General features: G+C 66.1%; 23 protein-coding genes. 12 read left to right on the plus strand and 11 right to left on the minus strand.

Annotation, left to right across the window (positions count from 1 at the left end; all coding sequences use genetic code 11):
- Nucleotides 1-105: 105 nt before the first annotated feature.
- Nucleotides 106-639 (minus strand): hypothetical protein, encoded by a 534-nt coding sequence (locus NFE57_RS12020; protein WP_252135827.1) that lies wholly within the window; start codon nt 637-639, stop codon nt 106-108.
- 79 nt (nt 640-718) lie between these two features.
- Between NFE57_RS12020 and NFE57_RS12025 the strand changes: the two genes are divergently transcribed.
- The 4 genes from NFE57_RS12025 (at nt 719) to NFE57_RS12040 (ending at nt 4,035) form a co-directional block, all read left to right on the plus strand.
- Nucleotides 719-1,870, plus strand: a complete 1,152-nt coding sequence (locus tag NFE57_RS12025; RefSeq protein WP_252135828.1) for a hypothetical protein — start codon at nt 719-721, stop codon at nt 1,868-1,870.
- Nucleotides 1,871-1,913: 43 nt separating this feature from the next.
- Nucleotides 1,914-2,102, plus strand: a complete 189-nt coding sequence (locus NFE57_RS12030) for a hypothetical protein (RefSeq protein WP_252135829.1) — start codon at nt 1,914-1,916, stop codon at nt 2,100-2,102.
- A 174-nt stretch (nt 2,103-2,276) separates the two neighbouring features.
- Nucleotides 2,277-2,681 (plus strand): MarR family winged helix-turn-helix transcriptional regulator, encoded by a 405-nt coding sequence (locus NFE57_RS12035; RefSeq protein WP_252135830.1) that lies wholly within the window; start codon nt 2,277-2,279, stop codon nt 2,679-2,681.
- Nucleotides 2,682-2,781: 100 nt separating this feature from the next.
- The gene (locus NFE57_RS12040; RefSeq protein WP_252135831.1) at nt 2,782-4,035 is read left to right on the plus strand and encodes an SAM-dependent methyltransferase; all 1,254 of its coding nucleotides are present in this window, start codon (nt 2,782-2,784) and stop codon (nt 4,033-4,035) included.
- A 20-nt stretch (nt 4,036-4,055) separates the two neighbouring features.
- Here NFE57_RS12040 and folE read toward each other — a convergent pair whose 3' ends face one another.
- Nucleotides 4,056-4,700 carry a GTP cyclohydrolase I FolE gene (gene folE, locus NFE57_RS12045; RefSeq protein WP_252135832.1) on the minus strand — a complete coding sequence of 215 codons (645 nt, stop codon included), beginning with the start codon at nt 4,698-4,700 and terminating at the stop codon, nt 4,056-4,058.
- Between the two features lie 175 nt (nt 4,701-4,875).
- On the opposite strand from folE, the gene NFE57_RS12050 reads away from it, so the two are divergent.
- From NFE57_RS12050 to NFE57_RS12060, 3 genes are all read left to right on the plus strand, one after another.
- The gene (locus NFE57_RS12050) at nt 4,876-5,403 is read left to right on the plus strand and encodes a DUF4142 domain-containing protein (RefSeq protein WP_252135833.1); all 528 of its coding nucleotides are present in this window, start codon (nt 4,876-4,878) and stop codon (nt 5,401-5,403) included.
- Nucleotides 5,403-5,744, plus strand: a complete 342-nt coding sequence (locus tag NFE57_RS12055; protein WP_252135939.1) for a cupredoxin domain-containing protein — start codon at nt 5,403-5,405, stop codon at nt 5,742-5,744. The genes NFE57_RS12050 and NFE57_RS12055 overlap by 1 nt, the downstream gene beginning before the upstream one ends.
- A 300-nt stretch (nt 5,745-6,044) precedes the next feature.
- Nucleotides 6,045-8,579 (plus strand): glycoside hydrolase family 9 protein, encoded by a 2,535-nt coding sequence (locus tag NFE57_RS12060; protein WP_252135834.1) that lies wholly within the window; start codon nt 6,045-6,047, stop codon nt 8,577-8,579.
- A gap of 145 nt (nt 8,580-8,724) precedes the next feature.
- Here the strand turns inward: NFE57_RS12060 and NFE57_RS12065 are convergent, their stop codons facing one another.
- Both NFE57_RS12065 and aceA read right to left on the minus strand, forming a co-directional pair.
- Nucleotides 8,725-8,880 carry a hypothetical protein gene (locus NFE57_RS12065; RefSeq protein WP_252135835.1) on the minus strand — a complete coding sequence of 52 codons (156 nt, stop codon included), beginning with the start codon at nt 8,878-8,880 and terminating at the stop codon, nt 8,725-8,727.
- A 35-nt stretch (nt 8,881-8,915) separates the two neighbouring features.
- Entirely contained in the window at nt 8,916-10,193 is a 1,278-nt protein-coding gene (gene aceA, locus NFE57_RS12070) for an isocitrate lyase (RefSeq protein WP_252135836.1), read from the minus strand.
- Between the two features lie 378 nt (nt 10,194-10,571).
- On the opposite strand from aceA, the gene NFE57_RS12075 reads away from it, so the two are divergent.
- On the plus strand, nt 10,572-11,963 hold the full coding sequence (locus NFE57_RS12075) for a helix-turn-helix domain-containing protein (RefSeq protein WP_252135837.1): 1,392 nt from the start codon (nt 10,572-10,574) through the stop codon (nt 11,961-11,963).
- Nucleotides 11,964-11,990: 27 nt separating this feature from the next.
- On the opposite strand, the gene NFE57_RS12080 is transcribed toward NFE57_RS12075, so the two are convergent.
- On the minus strand, nt 11,991-12,323 hold the full coding sequence (locus NFE57_RS12080; RefSeq protein WP_286207814.1) for a GFA family protein: 333 nt from the start codon (nt 12,321-12,323) through the stop codon (nt 11,991-11,993).
- Nucleotides 12,324-12,424: 101 nt separating this feature from the next.
- On the opposite strand from NFE57_RS12080, the gene NFE57_RS12085 reads away from it, so the two are divergent.
- The gene (locus NFE57_RS12085; RefSeq protein ID WP_252135839.1) at nt 12,425-12,775 is read left to right on the plus strand and encodes an ArsR/SmtB family transcription factor; all 351 of its coding nucleotides are present in this window, start codon (nt 12,425-12,427) and stop codon (nt 12,773-12,775) included.
- Complete coding sequence (locus tag NFE57_RS12090; RefSeq protein ID WP_252135840.1) at nt 12,768-13,286, plus strand: SRPBCC family protein; 519 nt, start codon at nt 12,768-12,770, stop codon at nt 13,284-13,286. The genes NFE57_RS12085 and NFE57_RS12090 overlap by 8 nt, the downstream gene beginning before the upstream one ends.
- A 91-nt stretch (nt 13,287-13,377) precedes the next feature.
- On the opposite strand, the gene ypfJ is transcribed toward NFE57_RS12090, so the two are convergent.
- Complete coding sequence (ypfJ, locus tag NFE57_RS12095; RefSeq protein WP_252135841.1) at nt 13,378-14,295, minus strand: KPN_02809 family neutral zinc metallopeptidase; 918 nt, start codon at nt 14,293-14,295, stop codon at nt 13,378-13,380.
- 103 nt (nt 14,296-14,398) lie between these two features.
- On the opposite strand from ypfJ, the gene NFE57_RS12100 reads away from it, so the two are divergent.
- Entirely contained in the window at nt 14,399-15,556 is a 1,158-nt protein-coding gene (locus tag NFE57_RS12100; protein WP_252135842.1) for a patatin-like phospholipase family protein, read from the plus strand.
- Nucleotides 15,557-15,649: 93 nt separating this feature from the next.
- Nucleotides 15,650-16,432 carry a 3-hydroxybutyrate dehydrogenase gene (locus tag NFE57_RS12105; protein ID WP_252135843.1) on the plus strand — a complete coding sequence of 261 codons (783 nt, stop codon included), beginning with the start codon at nt 15,650-15,652 and terminating at the stop codon, nt 16,430-16,432.
- A 28-nt stretch (nt 16,433-16,460) separates the two neighbouring features.
- On the opposite strand, the gene NFE57_RS12110 is transcribed toward NFE57_RS12105, so the two are convergent.
- The 5 genes from NFE57_RS12110 to NFE57_RS12130 form a co-directional block, all read right to left on the minus strand.
- A complete protein-coding gene (locus tag NFE57_RS12110; protein ID WP_252135844.1) occupies nt 16,461-16,814 on the minus strand; it encodes an endonuclease domain-containing protein in 354 nt (117 codons plus the stop codon).
- Between the two features lie 82 nt (nt 16,815-16,896).
- Nucleotides 16,897-18,660 (minus strand): single-stranded-DNA-specific exonuclease RecJ, encoded by a 1,764-nt coding sequence (gene recJ / locus NFE57_RS12115; RefSeq protein WP_252135940.1) that lies wholly within the window; start codon nt 18,658-18,660, stop codon nt 16,897-16,899.
- A 113-nt stretch (nt 18,661-18,773) separates the two neighbouring features.
- Nucleotides 18,774-19,454: a prolyl hydroxylase family protein gene (locus NFE57_RS12120; protein WP_252135845.1), complete on the minus strand. Its 681-nt coding sequence runs from the start codon at nt 19,452-19,454 to the stop codon at nt 18,774-18,776.
- A 107-nt stretch (nt 19,455-19,561) separates the two neighbouring features.
- Nucleotides 19,562-20,452, minus strand: a complete 891-nt coding sequence (locus NFE57_RS12125) for an RcnB family protein (RefSeq protein WP_252135846.1) — start codon at nt 20,450-20,452, stop codon at nt 19,562-19,564.
- A gap of 146 nt (nt 20,453-20,598) precedes the next feature.
- Nucleotides 20,599-21,138 (minus strand): (2Fe-2S)-binding protein, encoded by a 540-nt coding sequence (locus NFE57_RS12130; RefSeq protein WP_252135847.1) that lies wholly within the window; start codon nt 21,136-21,138, stop codon nt 20,599-20,601.
- Nucleotides 21,139-21,155: the final 17 nt, after the last annotated feature.

A 21,155-nucleotide genomic window follows, 5' to 3' on the forward strand; every position in this document is an offset into this window, starting at 1 on the left:
TCCGCAGAGCGCCGTACCCGCAAAGCCCGTCCCCGAACCCCACCCGACAGCAGACCGCCAAACAGCCCGGCCATCACACCCAGCGACAGCGACCGCATCGGATAATCAACCAACGAATGCAACAGCAGTAGTGTCGATATTCCAACCGCCGAAATGCGTTGTCCCAGTTGGCCATGCGCGCAAATGTGCCTGGATGCGAGCGCCGTCGGGCATATCATTATCCTTCGATCGATGACCTATCTCCACCGTTGCCGGATTATGCCATGAAGGGTCCGGCCTCATTTGCCTTGAACGCCGAATTCTGCTCGCGTCGAACGCACCTAGCCCGTGGACGTCGGGGAATTGAGTGGGCGCGTCAATCTGTTCGCGATGCCATCCATCTGGAAATGCGACCATCTCGTGGCATAAAGGCTGCCGTTCGGCTGATCGGAGATAGGCGGACCGCCGTCGTCTGTAGAGGTAGCCATTGCCGCCGCGCTTGAAGGTGTGGTTTGAGGCGGCTAGGAAATCATAAGATACCGCCGCGTCGCGGTCATTGGAAAGATAGCGCTGGCGGCCCGCTTCGCGTCCATCAAGACGATTGAATTGACTGATGCCTAAATGACAAACCACCGTATCAATCCTTTGAGTTGTCATCATGGCCCCGACTGACATTCGCAGGACCGTAGGAGCGGTGGGGATCACGCTGGGGGCGATCGCGCTTGGGGTGATATGCTGGATGAGCGGCGTCGATCGCGCCACCGCGCAATCGACGCACCCCGGCGTATCCTTCTTTGGCGGTGAGGCCGCGGCCAAGGGCGCGTTCAGCGCTCTCGTGCAGGGCGATCCACAAACAGCGCTGGTCGATGCCAAGCGCGCGGTGCGCGCAGCGCCTGTCGATCCATCGACGACGTCAGCGTTGGGGAGCGCCTTGCTCGCGCTTGGTCGTGACGATGAGGCTCATGCGGCATTCACCGTGGCCGGGACGCTGGGTTGGCGCGACGTGCCGACGCAGTTTTATTGGCTGGCGCAGGCTGGGGCTGTGGGTGATGTCGGTGTTGTCGCACAGCGGCTCGACGCATTGCTGCGCCTCAACATCACCAATGAGGCGGTCGCGAACGCGCTCTACGGCCTCGGCCAAACCTCACTCGGTCAGCAGGCGCTGGCGATGCTTCTAGTCAAGAATCCTCCGTGGGAAGCGCGTTTCGTGGCGGAAATCAGCGATCTTGAGGAAGCCGATTTTGCCGGACGCATGACCGCGATCGACCTTGCCGCGACGCAGGGCGCGACGTTCGATTGCGAAACGGTTGGGATTGTCGCCGGTCGGTTGGTTCGGAGCGGTAACGCGCCGGCCGGTAAGAACCTCTGGCAAATCACATGCGACCGCACCGGCGGGGGCCTGCTGTCCGATGGTGACTTCGAGGGCGATCCATCAATAGCCTCGAGCAGTCCCTTCACATGGCAAATGCGTTCCGAAGGTGGACTCGATGCTGCCGTCCAGCCGGCACCTGCACCGCTCTCGGGCCATGCGCTTAGGATACAATCGTCCAAGACCGCGCGCATCGATGCTGCCAGCCAACTGACTACGCTTGGCCCCGGTCGATATCGGCTGTCGTGGATAGCGGCGGACGAAGGGGGCGGCCCCGGTAGCAGCGTCACGGTATCAGTGCGCTGCGAGGGGGCAGGGGAACTCACCGACACTTATGTCAGAGCGAGCGCGGTCGAGGGCAATCGGGTGGCGACGACCTTTACGGTGCCGTCGGAGGGATGCCCTGTCCAGACCATCGCGATTCAGAAAGCGGCGAGCGGGTTGGGCGAGACGCAGACCGGATGGATCGATGAGATTACGCTCTCGCCGATCAGTGCCCAAATCGCCGCGCAGAGGTCGTAGCCCGCTGCCGGAGTGAGTTTGGGTTATTGTGGGTCGATGCGCGGTGGCGCTCGCGCGCGCTCAGCAGGTTGCGGCGGGAGATGATGCCGATCGGCGCGCCCGATTGCGGATCGACGATGTGCTGACGGCCCATATTGTCGACGATCATCAAATTGGGGATTCGATCGCGCCGTCGGTCATGATGATCGGGTCTAACGGGTCGCCAGTGTCGATCGGCAATGCCGAGATGTAGGGACTTGAGGATGGCTTCGGTAGTCTCGGGAATGTCGTGGTGGCAGATCTTGTCCCGATCCGAACCACGCTATCAGGCCGATAACGATATTGCTCGCGATCGACATAGCGATGAGTGTATTTGTATCGTAATGCGACCTATAGCAAGCGGGCGCTTTCCATGGCATCATGCATCGTGGCCGACGATCCTCTTCGTGACAGCGATTACGCGGCGCTCGCGACCTTTCGCTACGAACTGCGCCGCTTCGCACGGTTCAGCGAGGAGGCTGCGGTCACCGCGGGATTGACCCCACAGCATTATCAGGTGTTGCTCACGCTCCGCGCGGCGCCCGAGGGCGCGATGCTGGTGGGGGCGCTGGCGGGGCGGTTGTTGCTGCGCCCGCATAGCGCGACCGAGCTCGTCAACCGGCTGGAGAAGTTGGGCCTGGTCGAACGGGGGCATATTGACGACGATCGCCGCAAGGTCCGTGTTGCGATCAGCGTGCGCGGGAAAGCGGCGATCACGGCGCTTGCCGAGCACCACCGCGCCGAATTGCGGCGGATGCGGCCGATGCTCGAGCGGTTGCTTGCGGCGATGTGATGATGGGAAATGCCCGATGGGTTTTCTTGTATGTCGCGAAACGATAAAAGCCTTTTTCGGGCATCGAGGCTCGTAAAGGGGGACAGCGCTGGAGGGATAATTGATTCTGCTCGACCGTTTGTTTCGTTCGTTGATCCAGTCGGGCCGGCTCGAGGTAACCTGGCCGGACGGCAAGCACTCGATCTATCAAGGTAGCCAGCCCGGCGATCGCCACAGCGCGGTGCGTATCACCGACAATCGCACGGCGTGGGCGATTCTGCGCAGCCCGTCGCTCGGCGCGGGCGAGGGCTTCATGGATGAGCGCATCGTCATCGAGGATGGCGATATCCGCCAGCTGCTCGATCTGATCATCTTCAACACCCGTTGGCAGCGCGGCAACGGCCATCGCAACCTGCTCGGCCGTCAGCGCGCCTGGCTCAAGACGATGCTGGAGCGCAACGGCGTCGGGCGATCGGTGCGCAATGTCGCGCACCATTACGATCTCTCCGACCGGCTCTACGATCTCTTCCTCGATGCCGATCGCCAATATAGCTGCGCATATTGGACCGATCCGGGGCACGAGACGCTCGAGCGCGCGCAAGCGGACAAGAAGGCGCATATCGCGGCCAAATTGCTGCTCGCACCCGGCCAGCGTGTGCTCGATATCGGTTGCGGCTGGGGCGGGATGGCGCTCTATCTCAACCGCGTCGCCGGTGTCGATGTGCTCGGTATAACGCTGTCCGATGAACAACTCACGGTCGCGCGGCGGCGGGCCAAGGAGGCGGGGGTCGCGGATCGGGTGCGGTTCGAGAAGATTGATTATCGCGACCTCGACGGGACGTTCGACCGGGTGGTCTCGGTGGGGATGTTCGAGCATGTCGGTCGGCCCAATTACGGGCGTTTCTTCGAGGTCGTCGCCGATCGAATGGCGCCCGACGGGGTGGCACTGATCCACTCGATCGGCCGCGCAGGTGGCCCCGGCGAGACCGATGCCTGGACACGCAAATATATCTTCCCCGGCGGCTATTCGCCCGCGCTGTCCGAGATCATGCCGCATGTCGAGGACGCGCGCCTGTGGGCGACCGACATCGAAGCGCTGCGGCTCCATTACGCGTACACGCTCGAGGCGTGGTACGATCGGACAATTGCCGCGCGCGCGCAGATCGAGGCGGTGTACGACGCGCGCTTTTATCGGATGTGGTGCTTTTACCTGGCGAGCGCGATCACCGCTTTCCGCCACGGCGACCATTGCAATTTCCAGCTCCAACTCGCGCGGCAGCGCGATGTGGTGCCGATCACGCGCGACTATATCGGCGAGACCGAGCAGCGCTATCGCGCGCTCGATGCTGAACCCCGCGCGCGGGCAGCCGAATAGCCTGCGCTATTGGGGGTGCTCTACCCTTCGCACCGCGATCGCGGCAGCGTGTCGAGCAGTTCGCGACGTAGCGCCGGATCGTCGCGGAAGTCGCCGAGCCAACAATGCGTCACCAGCGAGACGCCGTGCTGGTTGACGCCGCGGCTCGACATGCAGCCGTGGCGCGCCTCGACCACGACCGCGACGCCGCGCGGCTTGAGCACGTCATCGAGCGTATGCGCGATCTGGCTGGTCAGCCGTTCCTGCAATTGCAGTCGCCGCGCATAGGCATCGACGAGCCGCGACAGTTTCGAGATCCCGACCACGCTCGCGCCCGGCCGATAGGCAACGTGCGCAACCCCGGTGATCGGTGCGAGATGATGTTCGCAGGTCGAGACAACCGGGGTCGATCGCAGTGTGATCGTGTCCTCATAGCCCGCCGCTTCGGTGAAGGTGCGTGCAAGCAGCGCGGCGGGATCGATCGCATAGCCGGCGAACCATTCGCGCCAGGCGCGCGCGACGCGGGCCGGGGTGTCGAGCAGGCCTTCGCGATCGGGGTTGTCGCCGGTCGCCGCGATCATCGTGCGCACCGCTTGCTCGATGCCCGCGGTTGATCGGTGTGCGTAATCACGCGGTTCATCGGTGGTCGGGAAGTCCATCGGGGCACTGTCGTCATAATAATCCATGCGGTTCTTTCCGTGGGCCGTTTTCATCGGGGTACGCATCATTGGATGCCGCGTCCGCGTGAGGGTTCCCGAAGGACATTGTGTGGACGAGCGGGAACCTTCGTGCCGCGCATCGCATCGAACCTTGTACGGCCCCGGAACCGTTCCGGGGTATCCGACCCAAGGGACAAGGATCATGTTCAATCGAATTGCACTGTTCATCGGTGGCGCCAGCCTGATGGTGGCCGGCGCCGCGGCCTATTCGCAGGAAGCCCAGATTACCGATGCCCAGATCGCACACATTGCCTACACCGCAGGGGTGATCGACGTGGACGCCGGGCGGCAGGCGCTGACGAAATCCAAGAATGCGACGGTGCGCGCGTTCGCCGAGGAAATGGTGCGTGACCATCAGGCGGTGAACGATTCGGCGCTGGCGCTGGTCAAGAAGCTCGGCGTCACGCCCGCGGACAATGCGACCAGTGCGGCGCTCACCAAGCAGGCCAAGGTCGAGCACGATAAGTTGGCCGCGCTCGACGGGGCTGCGTTCGATCGGGCCTATGTCGCCAACGAGGTCGCCTTTCACGGAACGGTCAACGGTGCGCTCAAGGATGTATTGATCCCCGGCGCGCAGAATCCCGAGTTGAAGGCGCTGCTCGAAACCGGGCTGACGCTGTTCAGCGAGCACCAGCTTCACGCCGAGCACATTGCCGCGAGCCTGAAGTGATGGTGGACCGAGACAGGCGCGCGCTGTGCGCCGCCGTCCTGCTGGTGGCCGCGTCACCACTGGTCGGGGCGGCCGCCGCGCCGCCCGCGCCCAAAACCTACACCGTCATCATCGACAAGATGAAGTTCGGGCCCGTGCCGAGCGGATTGCACGTCGGCGACACGATCGTGTGGGTCAACCGCGACCTGTTCCGCCATACCGCCACGGCACGCGATCATAGCTTTGATGTCGATCTGCCGCCCGGAAAGAGCGGGCGGACGGTGTTGAAGCGCCCGGGGGCGGTGGCCTTCTGGTGCAAATTCCATCCCGGCATGAAGGGGCAACTCGCCGTCGCGCGGTGAGATGCGCGACTGATCCCGCGCGCGGCTGGGGGCCGCGCGCGCAGTGCCCCATCGTGGTGTGAGCCAAGCCCCCGCGCCCTTCCGCCAGCGTTCCGTCCAGTGATTGCCTGACAGTCCAGGTAGCGCTATCATTGCGAGGCGTTCTGATGGATGGTCGATAAACCTCAAGCAGTATGCACGATTATAGGGCCGTCTTGGCGGTGGTCCGGCAAGGCGGGCGCGGCAACGATGCGCGATACTATCCGTCCACCGAGCCACGATGCGCCGAGGAGAAGCGGCCGGTCGCGGGAGGGGAATGTTATGCGGCATGGACAATGGACGGCGGCGGTGTCGGCTCTTGCGCTTGCTTTGGCGAGCGCAAGCGGTGCGTCGGCGCAGAACGCTGATCGGCTCGCGCTTGGCAATGCGGGCTATTACGAGGCGCCGGCGGTCAATTGGCTGGTGTTCAGCAACTGGTATGACGGGCTGTTCGCCGATGCCAAGATCAGCGGCGTCGAACTGATCCAGCAGGGTGAGCGGATCGCGACCAACGGCGACGTACGGCTGGCGGCGACTCCTGGCCAATGGGATGCGATCGGGCGGCTGGTCGATCGCAAGGTCGATGCCGCGACCGGAACCGTGACCGCGACGCTTGAATATCCCGATTTTGGCTTCCGCTATGTGATCCGCACCGTACCGCGCGGCGATGCGCTGGAGATCAGTATCGATCTGCCGCAAGCCTTGCCACAGGCCCTGGTCGGCAAGGCGGGGTTCAACCTCGAATTTCTGCCTTCCGCTTATATGCGCAAGACCTTCATTGCCGACGGCAAGCCCGGCGGCTTCCCGCTCTATCCGGCGAGCGCGATGGAGCAGACGTCCCAGCGCAACGCGGCGAGCGGGCGCAGCGACGGCCCCGGCGCCGAGCCGCTGCCGATCGCCGAAGGGCAGCGCATCGTGCTGGCACCCGACGACCCGGCGCGTCGCGTGACGGTGCGGTCGGATGGTGCGGCGCTTGCGCTCTACGATGGCCGCAATCAGGCGCAGAATGGCTGGTTCGTGGTGCGTTCGCTGCTGCCGGCGGGCAAGACCGGGACGGTGCTGCGCTGGAGCGTCGATGCAGCCAGTGTGCCAGGCTGGGTGCGCGCGCCGGTGATCGGGCATTCGCAGCTTGGCTATGCGCCCGGCCAGGCGAAGGTCGCGACGATCGAACGCGATCGCGCCGACACAAGGCAGCCGCCGGTGCAATTGCTCAGGATCGGTGAGGATGGCGCGGCGCAGGTCATCAAAAGCGCCAATGCCGCCGATTGGGGAAATTTTCTGCGCTATCATTATGCGCGCTTCGATTTCAGCGAGGTGCGCGAGCCCGGCATCTATGTGCTGCGCTATGGCGACACGCGCACCGCGCCGTTCCGCATCGCCGATGACCTGTATGCCGATGCCTGGCATCCGACGCTCGACGTCTATTTCCCGGTCGCGATGGATCATATGTTCGTCAACGAGGCGTATCGCGTCTGGCACGGCGAGGCGCATCGCGACGACGCGCGGCAGGCGCCGGTGAACCACGAGCATCTCGATCTCTACGCGCAAGGCCCCACCACCGACACGCGCTTCAAGGGCGGCGAGCATATTCCCGGGCTCAATATCGGCGGCTGGTTCGACGCGGGCGATTTCGATATCCGCACGCAGAGCCAATATGCCGTCATCCGCTCGATGGTGCGCAGCTGGGAGGCGTTCGGGCTGACGCGCGACACCACCAGCGTCGATGAGGCGACGCGGCGCACCGAGATGCACGTTCCCGATGGCGCGCCCGATCTGCTCCAGCAGATCCGCCACGGCACGCGCCAATTGGTCGCGCAGTTCGATGCGGTGGGGCATGCGATCAACGGCATCGTCGCGCCCGATGTCGGCCAATATACCCATCTGGGCGATGCGGGCTCCAAGACCGACGGCAAGATCTACGATCCCACGCTCAAACCCTATGAGGTGAAGGGCGATCGCAGCGGGACGCCCGACGATCGTTGGGCGTTCACGAGCAAATCGTCGGCGCTCAATTACGGGTCGATCGCGGGGCTGGCGGCGGCGTCGCGGGCACTCAAGGGATTTGACGACGCGCTGGCGCAAGAGGCGCTGGGGATCGCGACACGGACCTGGGCCGAGGAGCAGGGCCATGCCCCCGATCTGTACCGCCACGGCAACACCACTGGCGGGCCGCTGGAGGCGGAGCAATTCGCCGCCGCGGTCGAGCTGCTCAAGGCGACGGGCGATGCGCGTTATGTCGAGGCGGTGACGGCGTTGTTGCCGACGATCACCGCACATTTCGCGCCCAATGCGGTGACCGCGGTCGATGCGCTTGCCGATATGCCGCCATCGTATCGCGCCGCGCTCGAGCCGGCGGTGCGGGCCTGGGCGGCGCAATCGGCCAAGATCGCGGCGGCCAATCCTTACGGCGTGCCTGTCACCACCGGCGGCTGGGCGGGGAATGGGGCGGTGATCGATTACGGGCTCACCGCTTACGCACTCCACAAGGCCTTCCCCGAGATTGTCGGCGCCGATCCGGTGTTCCGCAGCATCGATTTCCTGCTCGGCAATCATCCGGGGTCGGACATTTCATTCGTCTCTGGCGTCGGCACGCGCTCGAAGGAGGTGGCCTATGGCAACAACCGCGCCGATTTCAGCTTCATCGCCGGGGGCGTCGTGCCGGGGGCACTGATCGTCAAACCTGATTTCCCGGAGAATCACGAGGATTGGCCGTTTTTCTGGGGTGAGAACGAATATGTCATCCCCGAAGCAGCGGCCTTTATCGAGCTTGCCAATGCGGCGCATGATCTGGCGCAAGGCGTGGCAGGGGCGCAATGACGGTCCGCCGGGCAAGGTGGGCGTGCGTCCCTTGCCCGGCCGATGCACCGGTGACGAGCGCGGTGGGTATGATCGTGTTTCCGGCACCCCGGCTTTCGCCGGGGTGACGGTGTTGTCGAACGATCTTGTATCGCGCGCACGCGCTTCAGGTCAGGCGGCCGAGCCGGTGGTAGAGGTTGCTGAACTTGGTCGAGCGCGGATCGTCGGCGATCCGTTTGACGTGCTCGGCGACCGCTTCCTTGAGGAGCGCGAAATCCTCGTTCGAGAAGACGGCACGACTGCGTTGCGGTTCGGTGGGCATTTTTGTCTCCTTCGTCAGCGTGAGGGAAGTGAAAGTCAGGCAGCTTCTTTGGCGAACTGGGCGGCCTCGGTCGATTCACGGAGCGCGGTGGTCGAGCTGGCACCGCCGGCGATCGCCTGCGCGACGCTATCGAAATAGCCGGTGCCCACTTCGCGCTGGTGGCGCGTGGCGGTGTAGCCCGCGGCTTCGCTGGCGAATTCGGCCTGCTGAAGCTCCGAATAAGCGGCCATCCCGCGATCCTTGTAGCCGCGCGCCAGCTCGAACATGCCGTGGTTGAGCTGATGGAAGCCCGCGAGCGTGACGAACTGGAACTTGTAGCCCATCGCGCCCAGCTCGCGCTGGAACTTCGCGATGTCGTCCTTGTCGAGATTGGCTTCCCAGTTGAAGCTCGGCGAGCAATTGTACGCGAGCAGCTTGTTCGGGAACTGCTTGCGGATCGCCTCGGCGAAGCGGCGGGCATCGGCCATGTTGGGCTTCGAGGTTTCCCACCACAGTAGATCGGCGTGGGCGGCAAAGGCGAGCCCGCGCTTGATGCAATGATCGACCCCGGTGCCGTCCTTCAGGCGGAAGAAGCCCTCGGGCGTGCGCTCGCCGGTGAGGAATTCATGGTCGCGTTCGTCGACGTCCGAGGTGATGAGCTTCGCGCTTTCGGCGTCGGTACGCGCGATCACCAGCGTCGGCACCCCCGAGACGTCGGCGGCGAGCCGCGCGGCATCGAGGTTGCGGATATGCGCCTGCGTCGGGATCAGCACCTTGCCGCCGAGATGGCCGCACTTTTTTTCCGACGCGAGCTGATCCTCGTAATGCACCCCGGCCGCGCCCGCGGCGATATAGGCCTTCATGATCTCGAAACAGTTGAGCGGTCCGCCGAAACCGGCCTCGGCATCGGCGACGATCGGCGCGAACCAATCGCGCGTCGTGCCGCCTTCCTGATGCTCGATCTGGTCGGCGCGCTGAAGCGCATTGTTGATCCGGCGGCACAAAGCGGGGCCGGCATCGGCGGGGTAGAGCGACTGATCGGGATACATCGCACCGGCGGTGTTGGCATCGGCCGCGACCTGCCAGCCCGACAGATAGATCGCCTGCAAGCCGGCGCGCACCATCTGCATCGCCTGGTTGCCGGTCATCGCCCCGAGCGCGTGGATATAATCCTCGCTGTGGAGCAATTCCCACAGCCGATGCGCACCGCGCCGTGCCAGCGTGTGCTCGATCGCGACCGAGCCGCGCAGCGCCACGACATCGGCGGGGGTGTACGGCCGCTCGATGCCGTCGAACCGGTGGGGCGGGGCGGGGACGAGATCGTCGAAGGTCATTGTCGCTTCCTTTACAAATCGTGCCGAATCGACGGCGGGGATAGCGGCTAAGTTGACGAAGTTGACGCGATCGAACAGGTGGCACGGGGTGTCTTTGGGGTCATGGGGTGTGAATCCTCAGAGATGCGTTTGTGTTGATGTAAAGATATTGACAACTCTGTGGCATCGGGGCTTCCTGTCGTGCGAGATTTGAACGGTTGGAACAATAGCAGAACGAAGGCGTGTAGGACATGGCCAGCACCGCGTCGCGTCATGCCGGATCTGTTCCGGCATCCGACGTTCCGCACACTCGGGCGCGGGGGTGTTCGCGGCGCGTTGGACCCCGGAACAAGTCCGGGGTGACGGGTCGAGGGGCGGGCGTATTGGAAGGAGGCGTGGGTGGCCGATCGTAAGCTGTTTGCCGGGCACGCGGTGCGGCGGTTGCGGCGGCAGGCGGGGGTGACGCAGGCGGCGATGGCCGAGATGCTGGCGATCAGCCCGAGCTACCTCAACCTGATCGAGCGCAACCAGCGACCATTGTCGGCGACTCTGCTGTTGCGGCTCGCCGAGCGGTTCGATTTCGATCCGCGCGTGCTGTCGGGCGGCGAGCCGGGCGGGGGCGGGGAGGCGATGCGGCGGCGGCTGGCCGATCCGATGTTCGCCGACCTCGAGGTCGATCGCGCCGAGCTGGAGGAATGGCTGGCGGCGGCGCCGGCCGGGGCGGAAGCGTTCGCGCGCGCCTATGACCGGATCGGGCAGGGCGCGGCGCCGGTGGCGGGTGCCAGCGATCCGCTTGACCTGGTGCGGCGCGAGATCGAGCGCTGGCGCAACCATTTTGCCGATCTCGATGCGGCCGCCGAACTGCTGGCGGACGAATTGCGGCTGGGGGCGGGCGATCTGTACGGCGCGGTCGCCGAGCGGTTGCGCGTCAAACATCAGCTGTCGATCCGCATCCTGCCCGCCGATGTGATGCCCGATCGGCTGCGGCGGCTCGATCTGCACGCACGGCAATTGCAATTGTCCGAGATGCTCGATCCCGCCGCGCGGACCTTCGCGGCGGCGGATCAGCTTGCGCAGATCGAGGCGAAGAGCGAAATCGACGCGCTGGTGCGGGGCGCCGGTTTTGCCGATCGCACCGCCGAGCGGCTCTATCGGCGCCATCTGACGAGCTATTTCGCCGCCGCGGTGATGATGCCCTATGCCCGTTTCCTGCGCGCGTGCGAGGCGAGCGGGTACGATATGGCGTTGCTCCAGCGGCGGTTCGGCGCGGGGTTCGAGCAGGTGGCGCATCGGCTGACGACGCTGAGCCGGGTGGGCGCGCGGGGCCTGCCCTTCTTCATGATCCGGATCGATCGCGCGGGGCAGGCATCCAAACGCTATGCCGGGGCGAGCGGCGCGGCGCTGGTCGAGGCGCCGGGGCGGTGCCCCTTGTGGCGGCTGCACCATGCGTTCGACCGGCCGGGGCGGCTGGCGGTGCAACTGGTCGCGCTGGAAGACGGCACGCGCTGGCTGACGATCGCGCGCACGGTGACGCCGCAGGGGCAGCGGCCGGGGAGCGTCGAGGCCGAATTCGCGATCGGGCTGGGGGTCGAGGCCGGGCTGGCGGCCCCGCTGGCGGCGGCGCGCGGGATCGATCTGGCGGGCGAGGCGGTCCCGATCGGGCTCGGGTGCCGGGCGTGTACGCGCGCCGATTGCCCGCAACGATCGGCGCCGCCGGCGGCACGCGCGCTGGTGGTGAGTGAGCGCGAACGGGGGTTGTCGGCGTTCAGCTTTGCGGGGGAAGAGGGGTGAGTCGGAATGTGGCCGTCGACGCGGCGTCTAATCGGCGTTGTCGACTTTCCTGACCTCGACGGTGTTTTCATCGAAATCATCGAGCAAGCGCGCGTTGATGCCCATCTTGCCGAAATCTTCGCCAAGCGACTGCCAATGGGTTCCGCAGCCGCAGATCGGGCAATGGTGGATGCCGATCATGCGGTCGCCCCAGATATAGGCGGTCGTCTCGCCTGAAATGCGCACCTGATCGGGCGGGAAATAGGCCACGCGCCAGGCGAGCAGCCGACAGAGCGAGCAGTTGCACGCCGCGACCCACGCGGGCCTGGCTGGCACTTCGATCTGCACGTTGCCGCAGTGGCAGCTTCCGTGAATGCCCATAATGCTTTGTACGCGGTGAGGGGGCGGGCCCGCAATGCGGAAGCGGAGCCATGCTCAACCATATGGTTGACTAATGGCGCAGGGTGGTCATATACAACCACATGGTTGAACAACGACTCGATGCGACCTTTGCCGCGCTGGCCGATCCGACGCGGCGCGGGATGCTGGCGTGCCTTGCCAGGGGCGAGGCCAGTGTCGGCGACCTCGCGGCGCCTTATGCGATGAGCCTTGCGGGGGCGTCGAAGCATCTCGGCGTGCTCGAACGCGCCGGGCTGGTCGAGCGGCGGCGGGTGGGGCGGCAGCATCTGTGCCGGTTGAACCCCGCGCGGCTCGCCGAGGCGGACCGCTGGCTCAGGCAATGGGAGCGGTTCTGGAGCGTGAGCCTCGATCGGCTCGAGGTGATGCTCGCCGAGGAAAAGGCCGCGCGGGTAGAGGAGAGCGACAATGGATGACGTGATGACCGACGATCAGGGCGGGATGCTGCGCTTCGAGCGGGTGCTCGACGCGCCGGTGGAGACGGTGTGGGCGTGGCTGACCGAGCCCGAAAAGCGCAAATTGTGGTTCGCCGACGGGCCGATGGACCTGCGCGAGGGCGGGGCGGTCGAACTGGTGTTCGATCACGACCATCTGTCGGTGGACGATGTGCCCTATCCCGAGGACGCGATCCGGTGGAAGGGTGTCACGTCGCGCGAGCGGGTGGTGGCGATCGATCCGCCGCGGCTGCTCGCGATGACCTGGGATGGCGGCAAGAACGGCGTTGCGCGGTTCGAGCTGACGCCCGAGGGCGAGGCGACGCGGCTGGTGCTGACGCACACCGGCATCGGCGATCCGGGCCATCGCAAGGGCACCGCGGCGGGGTGGCGCTCGCACCTCGCGGTGCTGGCCGGGCGGCTTTCGGGGCAGCCGGTGCGCGATTTCTGGAAGCTGCACGCTGAATCGATGAAGGCGGTGTTTGGCGGGTAGGGGTTACTTACCCCTCCGGGGTGGGCCGGGGGGGGCAAGAAGAACGGCCCTTCGACAGGCTCAGGGCGAACGGTGTGCTTGTGTGCCGCCGTCAGATCGCGCCGGTGAAGGTGTCGCATTGCGCCGGATCGCCGGTGTCGAGCCCGCGCTTGAGCCATTGCATGCGATCGGCCGAGCTGCCGTGGGTGAAGCTGTCGGGGACGACGCGGCCCTGCGCCTGACGCTGGAGCGTGTCGTCGCCGATCGCGTTGGCCGCGGTCATGCCTTCCTCGATATCGCCGGGATCGAGCCGCGCGCGGTTCGCTGCACCCCATACCCCGGCATAGCAATCGGCCTGGAGTTCGAGCCGGACCGAGAGCGCGTTGGCCTGCGCCCGGCTGGCACGCGCCATCTGCCGCTGGACCTGCCCCGAAGTGCCGAGCAGATTCTGGATGTGGTGGCCGAATTCGTGCGCGATCACGTAATATTGCGCGAAATCGCCCTGCGCGCCGAAGCGGGTGGCAAGTTCGTCGAAGAAGCTCGTGTCGAGATAGATGCCCTGATCGCTGGGGCAGTAGAACGGCCCCATCGCCGATTGCGCCGCGCCGCAGCCCGACTGGCCGTTGCCCGCGTAGAACACGAGCTTGGGCGCCTGAAAGCGCTCGCCAGCGCGCGCGAAGATCGCTTCCCACGTATTGTCCGCCGAGCTGAACGCGTTGCATGCCGCGCGGCTGGCGGTGTCGGTCGCACATGCCTGTTGTGCGCTTGAGCCGCTGCCGCCGCTGTTGGGGACGGCGATCTGGGTGGTAGGGGCCTGGCCGCCGCCGCTGAGCAGCCCGCTCAGATTGCCGAGCCCGCCGAACACCGCGAACAGGATCAGCACCACGGCGATGCCGCCGCAGCCGAACCGGCTGCCGATCAGCGGCAACAGGCTGAACAGCAGGCCGCCGCCGCCCCCGCCGAACCCGCCGCCACCGCGGCCGCGCTGATCCTCGACGTTGATGTTGGGATCGAAATCGTCGAGCCGCATCGCCCGCCCCCTTCATTGTGGTTAGCGCCATGAATGCGCAAGGTCCGGGCAAGTTGCAATCCGTGCTTGATCTTGTTGCAGTGCAGCGCCATCTTTGACGGCAATGGCCGATGCCTCCCATCCGCGCCCGCGCCGCCAGGCGAAGGCGCTGCCGCTTCCCGATCAGGTCGCGCTGGTGCTGCAGGGCGGCGGTGCGCTTGGCAGTTATCAGGCCGGCGTGATCGACGGGCTCGCCGATTCGGGGATCGAGATCGACTGGGTCGCGGGGATCTCGATCGGTGCGATCAACGCCGCGATCGTCGCGGGCAACCCGCCCGCCGCCCGTGTCGAACGGCTGCGCGCCTTCTGGGACAAGGTGACGAGCACGCTGCCGAGCTTTCCGATCCCGCCCAACGACCAGTTGCGCGAATTCGTGCACGAATGGTCGGCGGGGTTCGTGCTCGCGACCGGGGTGCCGGGGTTCTTCAGCCCACGCATCGTGTCGCCGGTGTTCGCGGTCCCGGGGACGCCCGAGGCGCTGAGCTTCTACGATTCGGCGCCACTCGAAAAGACGCTCAACGAGCTGATCGACTGGGATCTGCTCAACGACGGGCCGGTGCGGCTGTCGGTGGGCGCGGTCGATGTGATGAGCGGCAATTTCCACTATTTCGATACCGATTGCGACCGGCTCGACGCGCGCCACATCATGGCCTCTGGCGCGTTGCCGCCGGGGCTGCCGCCGATCGAGATCGACGGGCGGCTGTGGTGGGACGGCGGGCTGGTCTCGAACACGCCGCTGGCGCATGTGCTCGATCATCAGACGCAGGAACTGCTGGTGTTTCAGGTCGATCTGTTCGCCGCCGCGACCGATCCGCCGCGCACGATCATGGATGTGGCCGCGCGCGAGAAGGAAATCCGCTTTTCGAGCCGCACGCGGCAGGTCACCGATCAGTTGATGCGGCGGCGCAAGGACCAGGAGGCGATGCGCGCGGTGCTCGCCAAGCTGTCGCCCGCGATGCGCGATGACCCCGATGTCGTGGCGCTTGCCGAGCGATCGGCCGAAAAGCCGGTCAATCTCGTCCACCTCATCTACCGCGCCAATGCCTGGGAAGGCGGCAGCCGCGATTTCGAATTCTCCGCGCGGACGATGCGCGAACATTGGCACGCGGGCCATGAGGCCGTCAGCGAGACGATGGCCAACGCACAATTGGTGGCGCAGAATATTCTCGACGGACGCAGTTCGGCGTTCGACCTGACCAGCCACCTGCCGCGTTCGCCCTGAGCGTGTCGCGGGGCCGTTCTTTTTTGGTCAACCGAGAAAGAGCGGTGCTTCGACAAGCTCAGCACGAACGAGACTCTGGAAAAGGAGAAGACCATGTTCCTCAAGGGTAAAACCGCCATCGTCACCGGGTCGACCTCGGGGATCGGGCTTGCCTATGCACAGGCGCTCGCCGCCGAGGGCGCGCAGGTGATGATCAACGGTTTCGGCGACGCGGGCGAGATCGAGAAGGAACGCGCCGCGCTTGAGAAGGCGAGCGGCAAGGCGCTGTACGACGCCGCCGACATGACCAGGCCCGAGGAGATCGCGGCGATGGTGCAGCGGTGCCACGACGAACTCGGCGGGCCCGACATCGTGATCGCCAATGCCGGCATCCAGCACGTCGCCAAAATCGAGGATTTCCCGCCCGAGAAATTCGAGGCGATCATCAAGATCAACCTGAATTCGGCCTGGTATCTGTATCGCGCGGCGGTGCCGTTCATGAAGGCGGCGAAATGGGGCCGGATCATCGCCACCGCCTCGGCGCACAGCCTCGTCGCGAGCCCCAACAAATCCGCCTATGTGATGGCCAAGCATGGCATCGCGGGGCTGACCAAGACGCTCGCGCTCGAGGTCGCGACCGATGGCATCACGGTCAATTGCATCTCGCCGGGCTATGTCTGGACGCCGCTGGTCGAGCATCAGATCCCCGACACGATGGCGTCGCGCGGGCTCAACCGTGAGAAGGTGATCAACGACGTGCTGCTCGACGCGCAGCCAACCAAGGAATTCGTGACCGCCGAGCAGGTGGCGGGCCTTGCCGTCTATCTGTGCCGCGACGAGGCCAAGTCGATCACGGGGACGAACCTGTCGATGGACGGGGGCTGGACCGCGGCTTGATCCGATTCCTCTCCCTGTAAGGGAGGGGTTAGGGGTGGGTGGAACCTCGCGCGACCGCCGCGAGGATCACCTGCACGACGCCGTCGAGATTATCGGTGACGTCGTTGTTCCAGAAGCGAAGCACGGTCCAGCCGCGTGCTTCCAGATAGGTCGTGCGTGCCTTATCCTGCTCGGTTTGCAGCGCATGATGGCCGCCGTCGAGTTCGATGGCGATGCGCGCCGATCGGCACGCGATATCGACGATGCGGTCACCGACGACCAACTGACGCGTGAAGCGCGGCCGGTGATGGCGCAGGGCTTGCCAGAGGCATCGTTCGGCGGATGTTGCTTCTCGCCTCAGGCGGCGGGCGTTCGCGGTGAGTTCGGCCGCGGTGCGCTGCATGGGGGTGAGAATAAGGGATGGTGCGCAAGCGTCCACCCACCCCCAACCCCTCCCTTGCAGGGAGGGGAGTCAGAGCGGGTACTCAATTCGCCCAGGCGGCGTCGTCGATGTGGAGTTCGCAGGTGGGACGGGCGCCCCAATCGTCGATCTTGACGCGGCCCGCGAGCCACAGGCGGCGATGCGGCGGGGCGCCGAGCAGGGCTTGCCCGAGTGCGGTATCGGCCTGGCGGAACGCGACCGCCTTGAGGCTGCCGCCGTCGTCGCCCGCCACGATCGCCCGGACATGGCCGTTACCGACCACATCGGCCTTGATGATGCGCACCGGCCCGGCGGCGACGCGCGGCGCAGGCCAGCCCATGCCGTAAGGGCCGCCGCCCTCGAACGCGGTGACGAGATCGATCGTCAGCCCGCGCGGCGCGAGCAAGGCATCGAGCAGCAGCGCGCGTTCGCCGAGCGCGCGCGTCACCGCGTCGGCGAGGCGATCTTCAAGGAAATCGGCCAACGTTTCGACCTTGTCGCCGTCGATCGTCAGCCCGGCGGCCATCGCGTGCCCGCCGCCCGCGACCAGCAGCCCGCTATCCTTTGCCGCGAGCACCGCCGCGCCGAGATCGACCCCGGCGATCGAGCGGCCCGAGCCTTTGCCGACGCCGTCGTCGTCGAGCGCGATCACGATCGTGGGGCGGCCGGTCTTTTCCTTGAGGCGGCCCGCGACGATGCCGATCACGCCCGGATGCCAGCCTTGGCCGGCGACCACCGTGACCGCGCGATTGCCTTTGGCGGCGACGATTGCCTCGGCTTCTTGCTGCACCCCGGCCTCGATCGCGCGGCGTTCCTCGTTGAGCATATCGAGTTCGGTCGCGATTCGGCGTGCCTCGTCGGCGTCGCGCGTGGTGAGCAGGCGCACGCCGAGATCGGAGCGCCCGACGCGCCCGCCGGCGTTGATCCGCGGGCCGAGCGCGAAGCCGAGATCGCTCGCGGTCGGCGCGCGGGTGAGGCGCGATGCCTCGATCAGCGCGTTGAGGCCGATGTTGCGGCGCTTCGCCATCACCTTGAGGCCTTGCGCGACGAACGCGCGGTTGAGCCCCTTCAGTTGCGCGACATCGGCGACGGTGCCGAGCGCGACGATATCGAGCAGATCGAGCAGGCGCGGTTCGGGCCGTTGCGCGAAGAAATTGCGCGCGCGCAGCGTGCGGATCAGCGCGGCGCCGAGCAGGAAGGCGACCCCGACCGCGGCGAGATGACCATGCGCGGCGCCTTCGGCTTCGTCGAGGCGGTTGGGATTGACCAGCGCGTGCGCGACCGGCAGCGCGGCGGCGCATTTGTGGTGATCGACGACGATCACGTCGACGCCCGCGTCCTTCGCCATCGCGAGCGCCTCGAACGCCTGCGCGCCGCAATCGACGGTGACGATCAGCGACGCGCCCGCCTGCGCAAGCCGCACCAGCGCCTCGCCCGAGGGGCCATAGCCCTCCATCAGCCGATCGGGGATATAGGGCGCGGCCTCGATGCCGAGATCGCGCAGCAGCAGGATCATCAGCGCCGCCGAGGTCGCGCCATCGACATCGTAATCGCCGAAGATCGCGATATTCTCGCCAGCCTGCACCGCATCGGCGATCCGCGTCGCGGCGCGATCCATATCGCGAAAGATCGACGGATCGGGCATGAAGCCGCGGATGCTGGGCGCCTTGTGCGCGTCGATCGCGTCGCGCGGGCAACCGCGCGCGAGCAGCAATTGCGTCACCAGATCGTCGGGCGCGAAGCCGGGATCGCGCGCATCGGCGGCGAGCGCGCGCCAATGCCACGGCTGGCCGAGGATCGATGCGGTGATGTTGAGAACGGCGGTCACGGCAGCGGGGGTAGAGGATTGCGCGGGGAGTTCAAAGGGGCGTGTGGCGTCCGCCGTCACGTGGCGGCGCGATGGCCACCGAAACCGCGTTCAGGGTGACGGTGGAGAAGGGGCTACATCCCCGCCTGGGCGAGCCAGCTCGCCTCGCGAAACCATTTGGTGATGATGTATTTCACGCCCTTTTCGACCGGCATCCCTTCGTGCAGCGTCATCGGGTTGGGGGTGCCATCGGGCTTCATGTTGTTCCAGACGAGCAGCAGCCCGCGTTTCGGCGCGACGCGGATGCCGGCGCTGGGGAACCAGGTGGCGCCGCCTTCGGCGACATCGTTCAAATAGATCATCGCCGTCCAGGTGCGCTGGCCGCCCTCGTCCTTCATCCGCTGCCAGTAATATTCGCTTTCGTGGAAATAATCGTGGTGCGCGCGGAAATGCTGGCCGGGGGCGTAGCGCTGGCCCTGCATCGTCTCGCCATTCTGATAGGCGATCCCCAGCAGATCGGCGATGGCTTCGTCGATCGGGCGGACATCGGGCGACCAGCGGCTCATGTCGCAGCTTTCGGAGGTGCGGAAGCCCTCGTCGGCGCGCTCGGACAGCAGCGTCGACGGGCGGCGATCGGCGTCGATCATCCGGATCAGCGCATCGCATTGGGGGCGATCGAGAAAATCGGGGTGGTAATAGAATTGGATGTCGTCGACCGCCGCCCGGGTGATCGCGGGATTGGCCTCGAGCCGCGCCGATACCGCGGTGGCGACGCGCTTGCGCGCGGGGGCCTTGGGTTTGAGCAATCCGAACATCGGGCTAGATTGCGTGGCCAATCGCGAAAGGCAAGACCCGGCGGTACGCCGTAGCGAACCGCCGGGCCCGTCGGGCGCGGGAGCCGATGCGCCCTACCTGATTGGCCTCACCAGAAGATGTCGTAGACGACATCGATCACTTCGCCCGAGTAGATATCGACCAGCAGCGCGTCGTTATAATAGCGCACCCAGCGATACGGGCCGTAGGCCGGCGGCAGGCGATAATAATAGGGGTCGCCGATCCAATAATTCGATCCGAACAGCATCGTATCCATCCGGAAGCCGATCGAGAAGCGGCGATAGCCGTAATTCCAGCCGTGTGGCGCGTAATAGCGCGGCAAATGGTAGGTCGAGCGGTTGCGGGTGCGATAATCGCGCCAATCGTAGCGGCGATCGTCGCGCCAGCGCCGGTTGAAATCGGTCCGGTCGTTGAAACGATCGTTGTTGCGGGCGTGATCGGTCCAGTCGGCGCGGCTGCGGTCCCAGCGATCGTTGCGGTCGCCGCGGTTGGACTGGTAGTGGCGGTCGTTGCGATCACCCCGGTTCCATTGGGGATTGCGATCGTTGCGATCGCCGCGGTTCGCCTGTGGCGGACGATCGTTGCGGTCGCCGCGGTTCCACTGTGGATTGCGGTCGTTGCGATCGCCACGGTTCGCCTGTGGCGTGCGATCACCGCGCTGCTGCCAGGTGGCGGGGCGCTGACGATCGGGACGCTGCTGGGCGGCCGCACCGGCGCGATAATCGGGACGCGCGCGGTTGGGATCGACCCGCTGGATCGGGCGCGTCGCGTTGCGCTGACCCTCGGGTCGGGCGACGCGCGCCGGGGTGCGCGTTTCGGGGCGTTGCGCCGGACGCGGCGCCGCGGCCGGGCGGGCGGGGCGCTCGATCCGCGCGCTGCGATTACCGCGATCGCCATCGCCGCGATCGTGGCGCTGCGCATTGGCGGCCATCGGCATCAGCACCGTCGAGAGCAAGGCTGCAAGAAGGGTCAAACGCATGGGGTCATCTCCCAGAGGGCAGACGAGGTGCCGGCCCGATCATGGACTAACCGTGCCACGGTGCCGGTGAGCCGATGCTGAATTGGCGTGTCAGCTTTGCGAAAGGATTGGGCGAAAGGATTGGGCGACAGGATTGGCGGGACCGATCACCCCGGCGGGGTGAGCGCGGGGACACCGCGCGCGGCCTCCGCCGGGTCGATCCCCGGTCGCGCGCCGGCGTTGATCGTCTCGTCACCGCTGAGCACGCGCCCTGCACGCTGGATCGCGCCGACCAGCCGGGGGTAGATGCCGCAACGGCAGATGTTGGTGATCGCGGCCTTGATCTCGTCTTCCGAGGGTGCCGCGTTCTTTCGCAGCAAGGCCGCTGCCGCCATGATGATGCCGGGGATGCAGAAGCCGCATTGCGGGACGTTGGCGTCGATAAAGGCGAGCTGGAGCGGATGGTCGCGCTCGCGCGCCAGCCCCTCGATCGTGGTCACGAACGCGCCCTCGATCTCGCCGATCGTCACCTGGCACGCGCGCACCGCGTTGCCGTCGATATCGATCGTGCACGCGCCGCAATGCCCGGTGCCGCAGCCATATTTGGCGCCGGTGAGGTTCGAGGCGTCACGCAGCGCCCAGAGCAACGGCGTCTCGGGCGGCAGGCGGTATTCGACCGGCTGGTTGTTGACGGTGAAGCGGGTCATGGCACCTTCTTGGCACA

Source organism: Hephaestia sp. MAHUQ-44 (genome assembly GCF_023806085.1).
Lineage (GTDB): Bacteria > Pseudomonadota > Alphaproteobacteria > Sphingomonadales > Sphingomonadaceae > Sphingomonas.